The sequence below is a fragment of the Bacillus sp. GC_Bacil_1 genome (assembly GCF_026540675.1).
GTDB classification, from domain to species: Bacteria; Bacillota; Bacilli; order Bacillales; family Bacillaceae_G; genus Bacillus_A; species Bacillus_A cereus.
In genome coordinates this window covers 1-17,683 of sequence record NZ_JALNUG010000030.1, presented here as the reverse complement: position 1 = coordinate 17,683, position 17,683 = coordinate 1, and the positions used below count along the sequence as shown (strand labels likewise).

Sequence of the window (17,683 nt, the reverse complement as noted above, 5' to 3'; positions counted from 1 at the left end):
ACCTCCTATAGTTTGATAGATTTTAATAATGAAGCCATAAAATTTGCTGATTTTTCAGCATTTTGAATACGTTTGTCACCTTCGTTTTCGATAGGTGCTTCTTCTTCATGTTCTTCAATAACTGGTTCTTCGCTGTCCGCACTTTCTATTGAATCTACAATTTCATCACAGAAACCATAAGATTTAGCTGTTTCAGCAGTCATGTACGTTTCGTTGTCTAACAATGCTTCTAATTCGTGGAATTCACCGTTAAAACGGTTTCTATAAGATTGAATCAATGCATCGTCAACATCGCGTAACATTTTTGCTTGCTTTTCTAACGAATCAGCATTACCGTACGCATAAGTTGAAGCCCTATGAACCATCATTGTTGTATTAGATGGCATGATAATTTTGTCAGCTCCCATTGCGATTAAAGAAGCAGCAGAAGCAGCTAATCCATCCACATAAGCAGTAACTGTAGCCTTATGGCTTCTTAGGTAGTTACAAATCGCGATACCTTCAAATGCATCACCGCCACCAGAATGAATGTGTAGTTCAATTTCGTCAGCATCAATGTTGTCGAACATTTCGCGAGTCTTTTTAGCGTTAATATCGCCCCACCAACCAGCGCCAACAGTCCCATGCATATAAGCGACTACTTTTTTACTGTTCTCCTGATTCTCCATCATTAGGAACTTCGGTTGAATCTTTTCCATTTCCATCATTTTCACCCCCTTCCATAGTTCCGCTTATTCTTGCTCTCTCATAGTTCTTAGTGACATAACGTTCGTTAGCCCAATCTTCTTCTATTTGTTCTTTTCCTAATCGTTCTAATACATCGTTTATACTCATGCCACCGACTGCAAATAACTTGTCCACCGAATTAGCAAACTTAGTAAGATCGAACAATTTGAAGTTATCCATGCTAAATTTGACGTATGTTTTATTCAAATATTCGTCTCTTGTAAACATTTTTTTGTTGTATTCATTTACAATCATTTCACCGATAGGACGAACCGCGAAAAGTATGAAATTGTCAAGGTCACCTTGTTGTTCTTTCGAGCCTGGGTCCGGTATTCCACTTAATAATGATGGTGGAATGTGGAAAGCAGAAGCCACGAAATCTAGCATATCTTTAGCAAGATTTTTAATGTCTCTAGTATCTAGATTGCGAGGATCTTTACTTTGATCTTCCATTATTACGTTGTCAGGAAGGAAAAGAACTGATGCTAACTTCTCAGGGTCCATATAATCTTTCATTTTTTCTTCAAACAGTTCTTGAGCAGCTTTACCATCTTTATCTGTTAAGGAATTCATGAATCGTCCCTTGAATAGATATCTTTTTCTTCCGTTTCCACGATAGTCAGACAATGCTTTCGCAAGCAATAACCCATACGAGTTATAAAGACTATCAATAACACTGTTTATCGACTCTTTAGAAAGCTTCAAGTGTAGAACGTCTTGTTCTTTAAAATCTTTCGTTAAAAGATGATTGTTAATTGAGATGCTTTTGTAAACATACTCATTAAAACCATTAGTAGTTTCACGATGAAACGATTCGGCTACCCACAGTTCTTCTCCTATAGGTAAAATTAACGCTTCATTTTCGTAAATTAACTGATGAACAACCTTACACCAAAATTCATGAGCATTTTCGTTCTTATTTGGCGCTACATTTAATTGATAGTAGTTCAAACTTCTCTTTAACTTACCGATTCGATAAGATTCAAAGTCACAAGCCACTAAACTACGAGCAATTAAATCAATCGCAGCGTTGACATACAATTTTTTATAAGCGATTTCAGCTTTCAGTGTCATTACACTGCAATCAACCTCTGGAATCGTCCCATTATCACTTGTACCTAAAACAAAATTAAAAAGATTACGAATACCCATTTTTTCACCCCCTTTCTTAGAATGACCATACTTGCATATCGTTTAAATCGACTGCATAGTCTTCGAGATCACCGTCGAAATTGAGGGCGTGTGTGAATGCGAAAAACCCGTCAGTTTTTCTTTTGACAGGGTCGATTTTTTTATATTCTTTTGAGCCATTACCTAATTCATCCACATAAATATTCCCACAATACCAACGCATAACAGGGTCATCGTGAAAAACAATATTGTGATTGATGAATAAATGTTGGATTAACGGGTCTAACATCGCGTGGATATACGGACCGCGTCGCACTACTTCAACTCTTTCGTTAAAACCAGCTTCTTCTAATAAAGGTTTCAATAATACAGAACGGAATTTATCAATCGCGATACGTTTAATGTTGTATGTTTTCGCTTTTTCTAAAAACCAATTGATAACTCGTTTTGGCTCGATTTCTTTATCGTATACAATCGTGAAGAGTCCTTTTTCTAAACCGATATCGATAATATCTTGATTAATATCCTGCATTTTCAACGCCTGGTGCCATATGAAAGTGTGGTGAATCCAATAACTCTTCCCTTGTCGTTTAAATAGCAAACCGACGCTGCAGAAGTCGCGTAATTCTGCGTAATCCACACCACCAATACATTCATATTTGTGTAAATCATCAGGTAAAGGTTGATCTGTTGCAAGAATATCTTCATAGGTAGCGATTTTATGTTGAAATAACTGCTTAGGAATATTCATTCTTTTTGTCATAAACTCAACATGCATCGGAATGTTCGTCTGACAATCGGCCCATTCTTCTTTCATCGTTTCGAATAGCTCCGTATTATCTCTAAGAGAAGGATTAGCTTTTTCCCAGTTAGCGATATCTTCAACCTCTTCTTCTGTATCTAATTTACAAATGAAGGGGAAAATCTTGCTTTTTTCAACTTCTCCGCTTAGGATCATACGTGCTTTTTCTTTATAGTCGTCTAAAACGCCACCACGAACATAACCGTCAGTAGTTAAATAAAATGTTCTGCCGTCTTTCACTTTACCTAAAGCCGAACGGAATACTTTAATTGACTTATAATCTTCATATTCGTGAATTTCATCAAAGAAAATAGCGCCAGGACGACGACCGTCTTTTGTTCTTGCGTTAGAAGTGTTGAAATTCATATGTGATTTATTTGTTTTATGTTGGATGAGCACCTTTGTAGCATTGAATGATTTCTTTAAAACTTTATTTTTAGGGTTTTCTATTACATCTTTTACGTCATTAAATGTAGTCTTCGCTTGTTCTTCTGATGTTGCGACCCATTCAATATGATAACGATCAATACCGAATTGTTTAGATAACATATAAAAGTTTAAATATCCAGCATATCCGTTTTTACCGCCGCCACGACCCATTAATATTAATATTTGGTTCCACACTAGACGATTGCTGTCTTTGTATCTAACGCCGAATACACAAGCATTAACAAAACGTTGCCAAGAGAACAATTTGAACGAGTAATACTTAGCCGGAATATTAACACTATCTTCAATTGCTTGTACATCAACATAAACATTTGGATCATCCAAAGTTTTTCGAACTAAAGCCATTAATTGTTTCTGTTCATTACAGGAACGAATAGCCCCACTTTCCACAGACTCCATATACTCACTAATAAAAGGATGGTATTTATAAGGAAGATTAGACTTCTGCATCATCGTCGTCCACCTCTTCACTTACCGTTTTAAGTCCAAGTTCATTAAGAATCTTTAGCATTTGCGTATTAGTCTTATTCAACTCGTTAATGCTATCGTTTTTCTTCATAAATCCATTTGCACCTAGTACAGATACACCGCGTTCTTCAATATCAGCAATCAAATTGTTTTTGATATCCCACATTGCCATGTAATCCTCAACTAAATCAAGAAAATGTCCGTGAATGACACCGTTTGACCTCATTTGACCTAGTAAATCGTCACGAATCTTATCTCGTAAGTTAGTATGTTCTTTTAATGTTTCTTTCCAATGTCGCTTACGCCAGGTATCTCGGACAGTAGTTTCAGCAACGCCATATTTTGTAGCAATATCAGCGTATGACATGCCATTTTTATAGTCTTCAAAAGCCAATTCATAGTTCTTTTTTTTGATTGTCACGGTATCACCACACTTTCATTTATTAATTTAGACATCGAGATAACATGCATTTTTTCTCTGTTCCGCGCGCGAAAAGCAAAAAATAAAAAGACAAATCTCCCCCCTGCGTTGTTCGGTCCCCCAGCAAAATTGTTTCTATTTTTTACCCGGGGGGTGTCTCAGGAAATTTATCTTAAATTATTTCTTTCTCTAACTTTCGATTTGACTCATCAATAACAATGAGGCTAAAATTGCAAATCATTAAAAGAACAAGAAGAATGTTTATAAGTAAGTTAATCATTTAATAGCTAAACCAAAGAATAGCTCAGCATATTCAATAACAATGTGAGCTTCTGTTAATGACATGTTTAGATAATGTTCTAACCAATGTTCACGTAGACTTTTCTTTACAGTTTCAAGTGTAGTCTTCTCACATGCTCTTGGATTACATATGTGTCTTATCTGTTTGTATGTTGTGTAGATATCATTTCCAAATCGCTTGTATAAGTCTACATCAGCAAACGTTCTATCAGTTGGCTTCTTGCGTTCTATTTGTCTTATGATATTTAATTCATACGTATTACTTTGTATCGTTAGGCTGTCCACACTTACCACCTCTCTTCATCTACTATCGTGCAGCGCTTCTTCACTATGTTCTTTTCTTTGTTATGTTCTTTGTTATGGCATTGAATGCATAGCGTTTCTAGGTTGCTTAATATGTACGCTAAGTCTGGTCTGTCACGTAACTCCTTGATATGATGGACGTTCCTACCTTTGCTATACTTACCTTTACGCTTACACTCCTGGCATTCGTTGTTGTCTCTTTCTAATGCCTTGATTCTAATGTTCTTCCTCCAATAAGGATGCTTATAAAATTTAATAATATTATCTTGCTCATATAGTTTATTAATCTCTTGTATCGTTAGAGGTTTCATGAATCATCCTCACCTCTCTTTTAATCTCGACTTATCAATTACCCACGTCTTACCGATCTTCTTTGCTACAATCTTTTCTTGAGCACAAAGGTTCTTCACATAACCAGCTGATACATTAAGAATAGATGCAGCTTCATGTACACCAATTACATTGTGTAAGGGTTTATTCATTCCATCATCATTCTTCTACTTCTAAAATTTCCGGTTGTCCTGGTGTTACATCTGTTTCTTCTATTTCCCATGTGTTATAGATAAATTCCGTTTTAGTAAGATTTGTTTTTCTTCGTACTACTTTCTTCTTAATCACATACTCTTTGCCTAACATATCTAAAGACTTCATGACATCTAATAATACTTCTAATGATTCGATGGTACCTTTGTATGGCTTCATTTACGATCATCCTCCTCCAAAATAAAAAGCACCCAAATGGATGCTATAGTTTTATTAATTCACTTTAAATCAATATCGATATGATAATAAATTAGTAAAAATGTAAGTATAGGTAAATAGAGAAGAATGAAACCTTCTTACAGAAAGATAGATACTTATATCCATTTTTAATTACCTAACACAAAATGTATACATTATTGTCTATACATATCATTTATAAATATAGTCCGGTACGTGATATTTTAATATCCACGCAAAAACAAAAGAGCAACCGTTTCGTTCAGTTGCCCTTTCGTTAATTCTTTATGTTATTACTATAACTCATTTTTACAAGGGTTTCGTTACCCACAAAGTACCTTACTTAAAGGTTACCTACTAAAAAGTAACCTTTTATAATCCATCCACAAACTTTAACACCTTTCTTATTTCAGCGTGTTTACGTTTAATGTAATATGGACTGTAATCCAAATCATATGCAATTTGTTCTAATGTCATCCCATCGATGTATTTCTTTTGAATGATTTTATTGTCCAATCCTTCAAACTTATTAATCATTACCCTTAACTCATGCATATCGTTCATTGTATGAGCCAATTCATATTCAATGGCAGCAATACGATCCTCTAATTTAGCCCCTTCTGACTCTTCAGTTAAACGAACACCTTGAAGGTCACCATACACCCAACGTTTTAATTCTCTTTTACTTCGTAATAAATTGTTTTCTAGATAACAAATTCTATCTTCTAGGCTTCTATAATCTTTTAACCATTCTAACATTGTGTATGCCACCTCACTTATTTTAGGATGCCAGCTTGTACGAAAATGTTTCTCCAAGCATTATTAACACGATCTTTTTCGATTAATTTACCTCTACGAGCAATTGCCTTCTTCATTTTTCGTTTTTTAAGTTTTTTCATCGTTTTTCCCCCTTGTATTTTCACCTCAAACCGATGAATCGTTTTATACAGTGTTATTACACGTTTTTAGACGTTTTATATTACCCAAGACCTATTGCATTAGAAATTAATTTAAACGTTTAATTTCCTTATTATATAGAGCCGTTTTTTCGCAAGAAATGAAAATTAACTTTTGCTGTCATTCTCCTTTGGATAAAAGTCATTTTCCTTCGCATGTTCATCACAAGCCACAACTTCGATGAATTTATCCTTTGGATTGCCACTGTTTTTATATCTTCCATAAATGAAACCTTCTGTTGTAGCATCTTTATTACAACTGTTATAACAACAAACCTTTAAATCCGATTCCATTATCCTAACCTCACTTTCTATTCAAAGGATTATTTTGTTGAGTTTTAGATACTTTCATTGATTTTATCGATAAGCTCATTTAACTCTGATTCTGTTTCCATATCTGCTGTATTATCCGCGATTTCTTGTAGTTTTGTAGATAGCGCTAGTAAAAAATCAGTTGATGCATGCATCTTTTTCACTCTCCTTATCAAACGGTCCAATATCTTCCCCGACTGCCCCTAAGTAATTCTTACGATCCATTTCCCAACAATTACGGCACATCTTTTCACCTGGTACAAAGTCCAATAGATGCGGTCCGCGTAATTCTTTTCTAATTTCACCACACCATCCACATTCTCCACCGTTCTCGTACTCTGCCATAATCTTATTTAATTGACCTTCTGGAATACTTACATAACCAATCTGTTCTTCACACGCTAACTCGCCTGTATCGTATTTACTAGGCATTCCATCGTATCCGTAAGACTCCATATAATCATCTGTCATTTTATTCAAATCGATTACCAATCTATCATTAATAACTTTTAACCTTAATGTAGCCATTTTTTCTTCCTCCCCTGAATAAAACTCAATATTCCGTCAATACTGTAGACAACCCATTAAGTTACTTTCTCCTTGTTCCCCCTTGGAGATGAGCAGTTAGCTTTTGCTAGCTGCTCTTATTTCATCTTCAGTAGCATGTCTTAAAAATTCGATATGAACAAACCGTTCGGTATTATCTACGTATAAGTAAATCCAAACCAATTTTATTTCTTCAGATCCTTTTGTTACTATTCCTAATCCCTGTAATTCTGGATAATCAGGATGAATAACCATTACCAAATCATCTTTATAAAATCTCATGTGAATTACCTCGTTTTACTACAAAATGAAATTTTTATACTAATTTCTCAGCAATTGCATGAATCACATTAACTGTGACAGAATTTCCAGCTTGCTTATACAATTGCAAGTCAGAATTTACTTCTCTCGCCCGATCAAACGCCCAATCAGGAAAACCTTGTAGTCTCCAGCATTCTCTTGGCGTAAGTCGTCTAATACGATAAGGTGGTTTGTTTTCAATTGTCGCTTGGTTACAGGCCGTATCCAATGTTTGGGCAATCCCTTTACCAACACGCCCTCGTCTTGTTTCACTTCCTGGTACAGAACAGTTAATACTGTCACCAATTTGAGCTTCAGCATAACCTTTCTTAGTAGCTTCACGAACTTTAACTAATGTAGTTTCTTTACGTGCGACATTTCTTGGCAAGTAACATGCATGTGTTCGTGTAGTTAAACAGTATGCATTACCTTCCTCAGTAAGCGGGAATGGTTCTAATAAAACTTTAGGTTGTCTTCCACCACCTTGCATTGTATCTAGAGTAGGGGAAAGTCCTTCCGTTCCATAAATTCTATTTAAAGCTTCTTGTGAATAGTGGTTAAGATCTGCCGCTATTTTAATATTAGTTTTCCCACTATTTTCTCGGATAGGAAATACTTCTCGTCTACTTCTTCCTCTAAGATGTCCGATAATGAACACCCTCTCACGGTTTTGTGGGACTCCCAAATCTTTGCTGTTAAGTACTTGCCATTCCGCATCATACCCCAATTCATCAAGCGTGGAGAGGATTGTTCTAAATGTGTTCCCTCCGTCGTGATTGAGTAAGCCTTTGACGTTTTCAAGGAATAGATATTGTGGTTGGATTTCTTTGGCGAATCTAGCAATTTCAAAGAACAAAGTTCCTCTAGTTTCTGCGAATCCCAATCGCTTTCCAGCAATACTGAAGGCTTGGCAAGGGAATCCACCACAGATAACATCGACTTGTCCTCTAAGTAATCGTAAATCGTCGTTTGTGACAGTTGTAATGTCATGTGCCATCCACTCTCCTTTTGTATTATGAATTGCTTCGTATGATTTTCTAGCAAACTTGTCTATTTCTACATATCCCAGGCACTTATGACCTGCCTGCTCCATACCCATTCTGAACCCGCCTATGCCTGGCAAATAAGTCTATAAAAGTAAGACTCATATCACCACCTCGCTTTCTATTAAAATGAAGTGTTTTGTTAAGATGTTAAGAATTTACTACATAAGAACATGAACCGTTCTCTTCTAATGTCTTCAGTTCAATTTCAGCTACTTCATAATCTACTGATAGTTCGTTTTCAATGTACTCTTCAGCCATTTCTCTTGTAGGTAAAAAACAATTTTCACTAATTTCGAATGTATCTTCTCGTTTATTAAAGTCGTAAAAGACATCTTCATCCAATTGATAAGCAATCGCATAAAATCTCATCTTCCATTCTCCTTTTCTCCAAAATAACGCTTTTATTAAAAAATTCCACACATTGCTTTTACAATTAACGCTAAAGACTTTTCAATATCCTGCATACTTTCAACTCTTTTATTATTCAGAAGTAACTTGTTATCATCTGTCGCTTCTATAGTTAAAGTGGGATTACCATCTTCATGTTTAATAATTATGTTTTTCTTCACATTCGGCTGAAGTCTACCTACTGAGGAATTTACGTAAAGATCATTTTTCATTTTTTCTACCTCCGTTTTATACAAAATTCAAATTTGGTTATAAATGAGCCGTTTTAAAAATTCTTTTATCGCAATCAATACAATATGCAAATTTACTGTCCTTATAATTTAGAGAATCATGAAAATCTCCGTTCTCACGTTCACTCCCATCAAAATTGTGTCTCCATATAGATGAACCAGATATTTGTACTTTCGTATAATATCCTTCACTAGAGCCACAATGCGGGCATTCATCTATTGGCACTTTGACTTCATTCATCTCATCCCCACGTTTCTGTGCAAATTTGGTCTTACTTCACGTCTACACGTTTCTTACTATCTTCTTCACTAAATCCGTTTGGAAATCGCTTCATTAACTTATGAATGTTCTTCTCTGCGATCTCATTTAAATCAAGATGGTGCGTTTCTGCTAATGCTGCCAGGTACCAAAGTACATCGCCTAATTCCTTTTCTACTTCGTCTTCATTTAAATTATGGCCGTGATATACCGCCTTCTTGATATGGTCCGTAACTTCTCCTGCTTCTCCACATAATCCCATAGCATAGTTTGTAGCATTCTGCTCGTATGTTCTTCCTGCCGCAAATGTTCTTGTAACTGCTGTTTGATATTCTTTAAAATTCATTCCGTCCCGCTCCTTATAGGCAATTTAATAATGTTTCTCTACGCTCTTTTAATTCTTCTATCTTTTTCTTTGTCTTTTCTCTTTCAACATCCATCATTACTAGATGATATTCATACTTATTTATTTCTTCTTGATTAGATATAATCTCGCTTTTGACTTGTACGATGGTTTCTTTCTTCATTCAATCCCTCCTTACAGCCCTAATGCATTCATGATCTTCCCTTCGTGGAATCCATGTATGATATTTCCGTCTTCCATCAAGAAAGCTGGTAATGTCATTAACCCTTGTTGCTTTATGTGATGTTCATTTTCTTTTAATTCAACGTTAATTTCTTCAATTTCTACATCAACCGGACAATGTGCCAACATGAATTTCGCTCTTTTGCAGTCTCCACAATTATTTTTTGTGAACATAATGATCTTAGTTGCCATTTTGTTTCTCTCCCTTTAATAGTTTCCATAACTCTTTTTCATCCATTTCATAAAGCTGACGTCCTGTTTTTTCTTCTTTGTAAATTCCCTTATGTATTAGGACATCGATGTAAATTTGTTTCCTGTCCATTGCTTCTCCTTGCTTAGAAAATCCCTGTTTTTAGGTAATGTTTTGCCTGGTAATAAAACCTGTGATAAATATTGTGACCAATCATATTTTTGCTCATTGGTACTATTTCAAAGTTATATTTTGCTTTAAGACTTTCCAATCGACCTTTTAAAGCTTTCGGATCGTATCCGCTGCGATACAAACCCTTTGCGATTTTTTCATCAAAATCAGGTTCTTCCACAAATAATACAAACCTACTACCTTGCGCCCTAATAAGTTCATTGATAAACGCATGTTGTGTATTCTTCTGTAGATTCCCTGTAATTTCATCAACACCATTTTTCCTTTCTACGAAGCAATCTAAGTAAATATCACGATGGATTCCCAACTCTTCATTTTTTGGAATCATGCAAGAGTAATCTCCATGATCTAATTTTTGATTTTTTATTGGTACATCTTTTTGATGTAAGTAATCACGAATATGGTCATTTTTGTTTTCACGAGTATCAATTACGATTGTTAGCGTTTCAAGAATGCTACTTATTTCTTTATCTGTGTAATGGAAACGAATCATTTAGATGCCCCCAGCAACTCTGGGTTTTCGTAGATATTCCCACAAACAACACCAAACTTTATCGCTACTTCTAAACCTTTCCTTTCAGCGCCTTCAACTATATATTTACTTTTTAGCACTCTATATCCCCACGAATCAGTTAGCCAAATTACTTGTTTATATGTCGTTTCATATCTTCCTGTTTTAGTTTTCCCGAAATTTGTTAACAGTTCCGATGTACATTCAAGGATATCCCCGTCATAAATCTCTTTACCGTTCTTGTCTTTTAAACCCGTAAATTGTTGCGGTTCTAAACACGCCCACCAATTGTCATCTTCATGGTTTAGTATCCGCCAAACGTCATTATCTTTTGATACACATTCGCTATAAACCCAGCTTTCTCCGATCCATGCTCTAAACTTAATCTCTCTCATCTTCATGCTCCCTTCCTTGCATATAAAACCGCACGTTCATATATCTTTCTTGCCATTGCGTTTGATTCATCATTTTCAAATGGTCGATAATCTTCATACATGTCTGTCCATCCGTTCTTACTGAGAATGATTGTCCATTCATAAAACATTAGTAATGAACTTTGATCAGCAAGCAACCATTCATTTAACTTTTCGTTATGCTGCCATCCACAGAACTGATAGAAGATCTTTAAGATGGTAACTTTTTCGTTATTTGCACCCTTCCAGGACTTAAACCAATCATCGATTCCAGTGAAATTCTTTTCTGCAGCTTGCATAACTTTCTCAGTGATTAATTCCTGCCTCTTTATTCCGATTCGTCCATCCTTCGGATCGAGATAGATATTTGCGCCTGATTTCCAAATTGCACTTATAATTTCTAAGACTTTCAAATCTATCACCTCTGTTATCAGAAACTACTAAATTGTTACTGAAAAACGCCTAAAATCGCCATGTGTTACTAAAAAGTAACACGCTTCAGCCTTAGAGCCACAAGGGATTGAACCACTTTTGTTATTTTTGTTACCCATTTTGGGTATAAACGCTCCTAATAAGTACTTATATATATATTATTTTTTTGTTTATATATATTTTTAATAACAAAAGTAACAAAAAGAGTATAAAAAGTACCTTGAACCCTTGGTACATAAGGGTTTTAAGAGATTTTAAATGTGTTACTTTTAGTAACACTTTCGCTATTTTCATCGTTTTTCAGTAACTCTGACTGCTTAAAAGTATTTTTTCGGTCTGCTAAAGTAACACCCTTGATGAAATACTTATTTCGGTTGCCGCGTTCTCGTTTGAATCCTTGAGATTCTAAAATTCGATAAAACGCTCTATTTTTCAATTGATGTTCACCATTTTTAAAACACCAATTTGCATAAACTTCATATAAGTCTTTTGCTTCGACTTGAACATCTTCCCTTTTGAAACAACATTCGAACATGAACGGTCCGAGTATATCCATTTCTTCTTTATAATCGCCTGTTGCTTTCATAACGATTGCTGGATCGTTTAATCCCGACTGCTGCCACTTCAGACAACCTTCAATCGCCCAGTTTAGAATGCCTGGCATTTCAAGACTTAGTTTTTCAGGTAATTTCTTATCACGTTTTTCTTTTGGTAACTGTAGGTTGAACGGAATCAAGCGAATACGTCTCCAAATCCCTTCATCTACACCTTTAATTACTGGCTTATGGTTTGTTGTGAAGAACACCTTAAATTCTGGTATGAACTCAAAAAATTCTTGTCTAAGGAAACGTGCTAATACTGGCTCACCGCCTGTTATTTGTTTTACAAATGCTTCTGATAGTTGTTCTCCATCTTCACTTTCGATGGCTGATACAAAACGAGATCCAACTAATCTAGCAATATCGTTATTAGCTCCAGTTTCTTTTTTCTTGATGAAAGTATCTGACTTAGCTTGTTTGCCGTAATCACCCATAATATCCTTAATGATATTGATGAATGTGGACTTACCATTTGAACCTCCACCGATTAGGAAAACCATGATTTGCTCTGTAATCTCACCAGTAAGGGAATAACCAATTAACCGCTGCATGTATTCAGCTAGTTCTTTATCACCTTGGAAAATTTGATCTAAGAAATTAAGCCATTCGGGACACTTTGCATTTTCATCAAACGCGATATTCGTGATTTTAGTTAATCCAAGTTCTCGATCATGTTGCTGCAGCTTGCCTGTTTTTAAATCGACAATGCCATTTTCAACATTTAATAAGTATTTATGTGTATCAAATTCTTGGCGCTCTCCTGGAACAAGTGGCATAAGGTCCTTAATGCTATTCATTCGGACGTTTCTTCGTTCACACATCCGCGCCCATTTCATTTCTGATTCATCTTCAGATTTATTGAGACTGCGGAGTACCTTTGCTGTAATTCTTTCGATTTCTTTTTTGTTGTCTATCTTCCAACGTTTTCCGTCCCATATGAACCAACCGATATCATTAACAAATTTGATTACATGTCCATATTCATATGCGATACGTTCAGCATTACCTAGTTCTGTTAAACGGAATTTCTTTTTAGGCTTGTCCTCCACAACTTCAGCTACATCCTCATGTATAAAATCAAATGAAAATTCTTCGAATTGCTGTTTGTTATCCAAGATTGTTGTAGATGTGGAGGAAATGGCTACTCCTATTGTTCTTTCACCGTATGTTTCGTTTGTATCGCTAAAATGAATAACATCCCATTTATCACGAATTAAGCTACTTTCACGAAACATTGCATCCATTCTAATTGCTGACTTACCTGTCCAAAATGCAAGGTAATTACATAAAGCTAGGTCACTCGCTGAATGGTCATCATTTATTAAGTTGCCGTTGTACAGTGAGCGTATTTCATCACCATTTTTACTACGGAACATTTTCTCCCAAAGAGATTCGTTTGAAATTTTGATTTCGTCTTTTTCAAATTCCGCTAAGTTGACGCGTCCTTGAATGTCGCTATCATCAAAATACTGTTCAAACACTTCTGCTAGTTCATCCGTACGATCATAGACATCATTAGAATTTTCACGATTGCCAGTGAAAGTGAAGAATCGACCATAACTGTAAATTTCTAAACCGTGTTTTGTATTTTTCCTTCCAGTACCTAATACTGATTGTGGAAGACTACCTTTGATGATGATGTGGATACCTTTCTCTGATGGAGAAAACTCTGTGTAACTGTCTAATGTATCGATAATTTCTGTTGCAAAAGTATTTGTTTTTCCGTCCACAACACACTTATCAATATCTATTCCTATATAGTTGTCCTGCCTACTAAACACGAAACCTATTCCGTCATAGTCGCCTTCCAAGTAGAACTTGACCGCTGTTGCAAATGTTGACCAAGTACGTCTGTTATTTGCTTGAGCCATTTCACCAGTGACCTGACATGGAACTTTGGTTTGCTTGCCATTTCGTGTTTCAAACTTCCACAATATCCACTGAGGAAGGGCCTTTAACTCGGCAGGAATTTCATTAAAATTGTATGGATTCTTTTTCATTTCGCCCTCCGATTTGCCTTTTAGGGTATAAAAAAGAGAAGTCGGTCAAAACCAACCTCTCTATTTAGTTATTTAGAACGGTAAATCGTCTCCAATTTTGACTGTAGGACCGCTTGTTACCGGACTTACATCCGATACATCATAGTATTTTGCCTTAGCAGCAGTACGTTTTTGTTTTTGACCATCCACAACCTTGTCATACTCTTCATGTTTTACTGTGATTTGTAGATTCTTATTAATAAGTTGTTTACCCATATCCTCAGGAGAATTAAAGGCATGATTATTACCAAATCCGCATGCTTTTAATAATGAATTGACAATTTTTACTGAAACCTCATGTTCGAATGTAAATGTGTTATAAAGAATTTTTGCCCCTTGGTGATTTTGTGGTACATCACTACGAATCTCAAAATCTACCGATAATTTATCTTTACCAGCTTGTGTTTTACCCGCTTCGGCATTTACAATTACCGCTTCATATTTACCTTCAGCTACTAATTCAAAACCTGTATTTACGTTAGTTTCATCAAATTTAAAGAATGACATTATTTATTTCCCCCTTGTTTTTCTGGTACATAACCAATTTTAAAAATATCTTCATGAGCGCAAGCCTTACGTTTATCAAGTTGGTTCTTTGCAAAGATGTAAGGCGAAGGATCTAGAATAAACCCATAATTTTTTGTTTCTTCATTAATGAATGACTTAGCAACTACCTGGCATAGACCCATAAAGTTGTTTAGAATTTTCATTCGAATATCAGGATAAGCACGATTGACAGCTTGTCCACTAGGTAATTCCCATTTATCAGTGGTTTCCCATGCTGTAAATACAACACGTTTTCCTAACGTTTGTATAAAACGAACACTATCGATTATGAAAAAATCAATTTGTTGGTAATTCGCTTGTGAAGGAACACGATTGTTATTCCCCTCGCGACCTAAGTTAGCAAGCATGGATCTAGTTAACTCTGAAATGTTATCGAAAAAGATCGTATCGTATTGTGACAAATCAGTTGTGGATAAATCTTTCATGAGTGCATTCCAGTTCGTCCAAGCATCATAGGTATCAAATTTAACAATATCAATATCCGCATTGCCTGATAATGGAGCTTGTGTTTTGTCGATTGGAATGTAAAGTGTCTTACCTTCTAAATAATTTGCCGTGGATGTCTTACGCATTCCTGGATTACCATAAATCAAATACGTTGAGTTATCCGTTGTAATGCTAGAAGCATTTGTAATTTCCAATTAATTCACCTCCACTCTTCCTAATAAATAATCTGTTGATACACCTAAAGCAGTTGCTAAATCGCATAATACATAAATGGTAGGTCTAGAATCTCCGATTTCATAATTTGAAATCGTACATCTATCTTTATTAATCATTTCTGCTAATTCTTGTTGAGTAAGGTCTTTATTTCTTCTTATCTCTCTAAGCCTTGCAGGAAACATAATATTTACCCCTCTGCCATTTTCTTTAGAACAAAAATTGTAGCTTCAAAGTCCTTAATTTTACTTTCAATGTCTTGAATGTTTTGTTCAAGAATCGGCTTTCTTTCTATTACACGCTCTAATTTGCGTTTACAATCGTTTAAATTTCCTTTTTCCACACTTAATGACTTTTCTAATTCTTCAATAGCAGCGTTCATTTACTCACCTGCCACTTTCTTTATGGAATGAGCTTCTACATATTGTTTGATGCAATCTGTTTCATCGTGTATGTAATCTCCATCAATATCCCGGTACTCTTCACCAATGTATATTTCCTTGCCACAACTTTTGCAATCGCACATAACATTGCTTATTACTGAATCATGACGATTCCCGACTACCATTGAGTTTTCTACTATTTGGAATCCCTCCAATTTTTTCTTCCATTCTTTCTAGAGTATAGAGAGAGTAATAGACTATGTTGTCATGTATAAAAGCTACTTCATGCGGAAGTTCTTCAGAATCACGATTCGCTATAATTGGTTTCATTCTGTGTTCAGCTAATGCTGATTCAAATGTTTCATTATTAAGATGAACTTCATTACCACGAATACTGATAATGCCATCTTCATTACCTGCTAATCTGATAGCTTGTACAGCTTTACTTACTTCTTTAATGTTCATTAGCAGTTCACTCCTTTACATGAGTTGTGCTATAATCATCTTGAAAATTGATTTTATCTAGATCACCTGTTGGAGCAGGTGGTTTTTCTTTTTTCTAACCTCACCTTTTATAACTCGCTTATAATCAGGATTGATTTTTTTATAGGCCTTTCTTTTCTTCCTATTGATAGTAAATCTATCTTTTCCAATTTCTTTTGCAATTTCTTCATCTGTAAATCCATGAGATTTTTTTACTAATATAAGTCTTTCTTCTAAGTTCAACCCGCTTAATAATTCTTCGCATTGGACTGTATTCATAACTACTTCTTCTACATTGACTGGATCGACCGCGAAAAAACCATTTTCGTATTCTCCATCTTGATAAAGATCAATTGAATGAAATTGCATTTTATTTCTTTCTTCAGGTTTACACTCTTTGCTAACTTTAATTAACCTTCCTTTTTTGTGTACTTCGTTGATTATTTCCCATTTAATAGTCATTACTGCATAAGTATTAAACCCGCCAATTTTTTGTGGATTATGTTTCAAACACAATTCCCAAAGTTTTATTTTTCCAACTTGAACTAAATCATCAAATTCCATGTTATTATTCTCAGCAACTTGAGATGCTGTAAGATAACTACCAAATCCTTCTTTAATAGCTGTAAGCACAAGATGTTCTTTCTCTTCGAACAACTCTTCAGGTGTCATTGTCTTTGACCTTCCCTTCATTATTAGTTATTTAGATTTTTTATTTCCTTTGTAGTACCCATAACGATGATCAACTTCTGCAATAAACATTACAAGAATCATTACAATTGCTGCTTGTATAAAGCTTTTTGCATTTTCGAATACTAGAAACATGATGATTAAGTAAAGTGCCCCATACATACCGTAGAAAAGTTTAGAATTCATCTTCCTTCCTCCTTTATATACCTTCTATCTATCCAATCCATTAAACGAATAAATACAGCAAGTACAATGAATAAAACCAGAATCATTAAATGCGATAATGTGCTTTCTTCCATCCCTTACCCCTCCTTTTCAGAAACCTTCATTCTTTTGGATTTTTTAGCCCAGTATCGTTGATTTGCCGCTTTAACCTTTTCCTTGTTTTCAGCTCTCCACAACTTCATGTATTCATTTCTTGCTTTACGAGCTGATAACTCTTCATTCTTTACCAAAAGTAAACACCTCCTATAAAACTTGTCAAAATGTAAAGTTTACTTTAAAAATAAAACTTTACGAAATGTAAAGTGTCATCTTCATCTTTTTCTTTATCTTCATCT

General features: G+C 35.2%; 34 protein-coding genes and 1 pseudogene. All 35 read right to left on the bottom strand.

What is annotated here, in order from left to right:
• Positions 1 to 5 precede the first annotated feature (5 nt).
• Positions 6 to 704 carry a head maturation protease, ClpP-related gene (locus tag OXT04_RS28250; RefSeq protein ID WP_267418843.1) on the bottom strand — a complete coding sequence of 233 codons (699 nt, stop codon included), beginning with the start codon at positions 702 to 704 and terminating at the stop codon, positions 6 to 8.
• A complete protein-coding gene (locus OXT04_RS28245; RefSeq protein ID WP_267418842.1) occupies positions 646 to 1,878 on the bottom strand; it encodes a phage portal protein in 1,233 nt (410 codons plus the stop codon). Before OXT04_RS28245 ends, OXT04_RS28250 begins: the two co-directional genes overlap by 59 nt.
• A gap of 16 nt (positions 1,879 to 1,894) precedes the next feature.
• Complete coding sequence (locus tag OXT04_RS28240) at positions 1,895 to 3,562, bottom strand: terminase TerL endonuclease subunit (protein ID WP_267418841.1); 1,668 nt, start codon at positions 3,560 to 3,562, stop codon at positions 1,895 to 1,897.
• Positions 3,546 to 3,944 (bottom strand): P27 family phage terminase small subunit, encoded by a 399-nt coding sequence (locus OXT04_RS28235; RefSeq protein ID WP_276591309.1) that lies wholly within the window; start codon positions 3,942 to 3,944, stop codon positions 3,546 to 3,548. Before OXT04_RS28235 ends, OXT04_RS28240 begins: the two co-directional genes overlap by 17 nt.
• 330 nt (positions 3,945 to 4,274) lie before the next feature.
• Complete coding sequence (locus OXT04_RS28230; RefSeq protein WP_098509247.1) at positions 4,275 to 4,583, bottom strand: hypothetical protein; 309 nt, start codon at positions 4,581 to 4,583, stop codon at positions 4,275 to 4,277.
• Positions 4,584 to 4,585: 2 nt separating this feature from the next.
• Positions 4,586 to 4,912 (bottom strand): HNH endonuclease signature motif containing protein, encoded by a 327-nt coding sequence (locus tag OXT04_RS28225; RefSeq protein WP_267418831.1) that lies wholly within the window; start codon positions 4,910 to 4,912, stop codon positions 4,586 to 4,588.
• Positions 4,913 to 4,921: 9 nt separating this feature from the next.
• Positions 4,922 to 5,083, bottom strand: coding sequence for a helix-turn-helix domain-containing protein (locus tag OXT04_RS28220; RefSeq protein ID WP_267418829.1), 162 nt, complete (start codon positions 5,081 to 5,083; stop codon positions 4,922 to 4,924).
• 7 nt (positions 5,084 to 5,090) lie between these two features.
• Positions 5,091 to 5,303: a hypothetical protein gene (locus OXT04_RS28215; protein ID WP_267418827.1), complete on the bottom strand. Its 213-nt coding sequence runs from the start codon at positions 5,301 to 5,303 to the stop codon at positions 5,091 to 5,093.
• 390 nt (positions 5,304 to 5,693) lie between these two features.
• On the bottom strand, positions 5,694 to 6,080 hold the full coding sequence (locus OXT04_RS28210; RefSeq protein WP_267418825.1) for a DUF1492 domain-containing protein: 387 nt from the start codon (positions 6,078 to 6,080) through the stop codon (positions 5,694 to 5,696).
• Positions 6,081 to 6,097: 17 nt separating this feature from the next.
• Positions 6,098 to 6,220, bottom strand: coding sequence for a DUF3983 domain-containing protein (locus OXT04_RS28205; RefSeq protein WP_267418823.1), 123 nt, complete (start codon positions 6,218 to 6,220; stop codon positions 6,098 to 6,100).
• A gap of 165 nt (positions 6,221 to 6,385) precedes the next feature.
• Complete coding sequence (locus OXT04_RS28200) at positions 6,386 to 6,571, bottom strand: hypothetical protein (protein WP_267418821.1); 186 nt, start codon at positions 6,569 to 6,571, stop codon at positions 6,386 to 6,388.
• A 44-nt stretch (positions 6,572 to 6,615) separates the two neighbouring features.
• Positions 6,616 to 6,744 (bottom strand): hypothetical protein, encoded by a 129-nt coding sequence (locus OXT04_RS28195; protein WP_265328834.1) that lies wholly within the window; start codon positions 6,742 to 6,744, stop codon positions 6,616 to 6,618.
• The gene (locus OXT04_RS28190; protein WP_267418817.1) at positions 6,728 to 7,117 is read right to left on the bottom strand and encodes a hypothetical protein; all 390 of its coding nucleotides are present in this window, start codon (positions 7,115 to 7,117) and stop codon (positions 6,728 to 6,730) included. The genes OXT04_RS28195 and OXT04_RS28190 overlap by 17 nt, the downstream gene beginning before the upstream one ends.
• A 96-nt stretch (positions 7,118 to 7,213) precedes the next feature.
• Positions 7,214 to 7,417, bottom strand: coding sequence for a hypothetical protein (locus tag OXT04_RS28185; RefSeq protein WP_267418815.1), 204 nt, complete (start codon positions 7,415 to 7,417; stop codon positions 7,214 to 7,216).
• Between the two features lie 34 nt (positions 7,418 to 7,451).
• Positions 7,452 to 8,583, bottom strand: a pseudogene (gene dcm, locus OXT04_RS28180) (DNA (cytosine-5-)-methyltransferase).
• A 45-nt stretch (positions 8,584 to 8,628) separates the two neighbouring features.
• Positions 8,629 to 8,850, bottom strand: coding sequence for a hypothetical protein (locus OXT04_RS28175; protein ID WP_267418813.1), 222 nt, complete (start codon positions 8,848 to 8,850; stop codon positions 8,629 to 8,631).
• Positions 8,851 to 8,885: 35 nt separating this feature from the next.
• Entirely contained in the window at positions 8,886 to 9,101 is a 216-nt protein-coding gene (locus OXT04_RS28170; RefSeq protein ID WP_267418811.1) for a hypothetical protein, read from the bottom strand.
• 37 nt (positions 9,102 to 9,138) lie between these two features.
• Positions 9,139 to 9,360 (bottom strand): hypothetical protein, encoded by a 222-nt coding sequence (locus OXT04_RS28165; protein WP_267418809.1) that lies wholly within the window; start codon positions 9,358 to 9,360, stop codon positions 9,139 to 9,141.
• A gap of 31 nt (positions 9,361 to 9,391) precedes the next feature.
• Positions 9,392 to 9,724, bottom strand: coding sequence for a nucleoside triphosphate pyrophosphohydrolase family protein (locus OXT04_RS28160; protein WP_098909138.1), 333 nt, complete (start codon positions 9,722 to 9,724; stop codon positions 9,392 to 9,394).
• A 13-nt stretch (positions 9,725 to 9,737) separates the two neighbouring features.
• Entirely contained in the window at positions 9,738 to 9,905 is a 168-nt protein-coding gene (locus OXT04_RS28155) for a hypothetical protein (protein ID WP_179862671.1), read from the bottom strand.
• Between the two features lie 11 nt (positions 9,906 to 9,916).
• Complete coding sequence (locus OXT04_RS28150; RefSeq protein ID WP_267418798.1) at positions 9,917 to 10,156, bottom strand: glutaredoxin family protein; 240 nt, start codon at positions 10,154 to 10,156, stop codon at positions 9,917 to 9,919.
• Entirely contained in the window at positions 10,146 to 10,286 is a 141-nt protein-coding gene (fbpA, locus tag OXT04_RS28145; RefSeq protein ID WP_267418796.1) for a Fur-regulated basic protein FbpA, read from the bottom strand. Before fbpA ends, OXT04_RS28150 begins: the two co-directional genes overlap by 11 nt.
• A 13-nt stretch (positions 10,287 to 10,299) precedes the next feature.
• Positions 10,300 to 10,839, bottom strand: coding sequence for an ERCC4 domain-containing protein (locus OXT04_RS28140; RefSeq protein ID WP_267418793.1), 540 nt, complete (start codon positions 10,837 to 10,839; stop codon positions 10,300 to 10,302).
• Positions 10,836 to 11,252, bottom strand: a complete 417-nt coding sequence (locus OXT04_RS28135) for a YopX family protein (protein WP_267418791.1) — start codon at positions 11,250 to 11,252, stop codon at positions 10,836 to 10,838. Before OXT04_RS28135 ends, OXT04_RS28140 begins: the two co-directional genes overlap by 4 nt.
• Positions 11,253 to 11,254: 2 nt before the next feature.
• Entirely contained in the window at positions 11,255 to 11,683 is a 429-nt protein-coding gene (locus tag OXT04_RS28130; protein ID WP_267418789.1) for a hypothetical protein, read from the bottom strand.
• A 263-nt stretch (positions 11,684 to 11,946) separates the two neighbouring features.
• Positions 11,947 to 14,301: a phage/plasmid primase, P4 family gene (locus OXT04_RS28125; RefSeq protein ID WP_267418787.1), complete on the bottom strand. Its 2,355-nt coding sequence runs from the start codon at positions 14,299 to 14,301 to the stop codon at positions 11,947 to 11,949.
• A gap of 72 nt (positions 14,302 to 14,373) precedes the next feature.
• Positions 14,374 to 14,847, bottom strand: coding sequence for a DUF669 domain-containing protein (locus tag OXT04_RS28120; protein WP_267418785.1), 474 nt, complete (start codon positions 14,845 to 14,847; stop codon positions 14,374 to 14,376).
• Positions 14,847 to 15,548 carry an AAA family ATPase gene (locus OXT04_RS28115; protein ID WP_267418784.1) on the bottom strand — a complete coding sequence of 234 codons (702 nt, stop codon included), beginning with the start codon at positions 15,546 to 15,548 and terminating at the stop codon, positions 14,847 to 14,849. Before OXT04_RS28115 ends, OXT04_RS28120 begins: the two co-directional genes overlap by 1 nt.
• Complete coding sequence (locus OXT04_RS28110; RefSeq protein ID WP_267418783.1) at positions 15,549 to 15,752, bottom strand: helix-turn-helix domain-containing protein; 204 nt, start codon at positions 15,750 to 15,752, stop codon at positions 15,549 to 15,551.
• Between the two features lie 5 nt (positions 15,753 to 15,757).
• The gene (locus OXT04_RS28105; protein WP_098854645.1) at positions 15,758 to 15,949 is read right to left on the bottom strand and encodes a hypothetical protein; all 192 of its coding nucleotides are present in this window, start codon (positions 15,947 to 15,949) and stop codon (positions 15,758 to 15,760) included.
• Complete coding sequence (locus OXT04_RS28100; protein ID WP_276591308.1) at positions 15,950 to 16,135, bottom strand: hypothetical protein; 186 nt, start codon at positions 16,133 to 16,135, stop codon at positions 15,950 to 15,952.
• Entirely contained in the window at positions 16,113 to 16,415 is a 303-nt protein-coding gene (locus OXT04_RS28095; RefSeq protein ID WP_267418780.1) for a hypothetical protein, read from the bottom strand. The genes OXT04_RS28100 and OXT04_RS28095 overlap by 23 nt, the downstream gene beginning before the upstream one ends.
• A 57-nt stretch (positions 16,416 to 16,472) precedes the next feature.
• Complete coding sequence (locus OXT04_RS28090; protein ID WP_267418778.1) at positions 16,473 to 17,105, bottom strand: sigma-70 family RNA polymerase sigma factor; 633 nt, start codon at positions 17,103 to 17,105, stop codon at positions 16,473 to 16,475.
• Positions 17,106 to 17,132: 27 nt separating this feature from the next.
• The gene (locus OXT04_RS28085) at positions 17,133 to 17,309 is read right to left on the bottom strand and encodes a hypothetical protein (RefSeq protein ID WP_267418776.1); all 177 of its coding nucleotides are present in this window, start codon (positions 17,307 to 17,309) and stop codon (positions 17,133 to 17,135) included.
• Positions 17,310 to 17,425: 116 nt separating this feature from the next.
• A complete protein-coding gene (locus OXT04_RS28080; RefSeq protein WP_267418774.1) occupies positions 17,426 to 17,578 on the bottom strand; it encodes a hypothetical protein in 153 nt (50 codons plus the stop codon).
• Positions 17,579 to 17,683 lie beyond the last annotated feature (105 nt).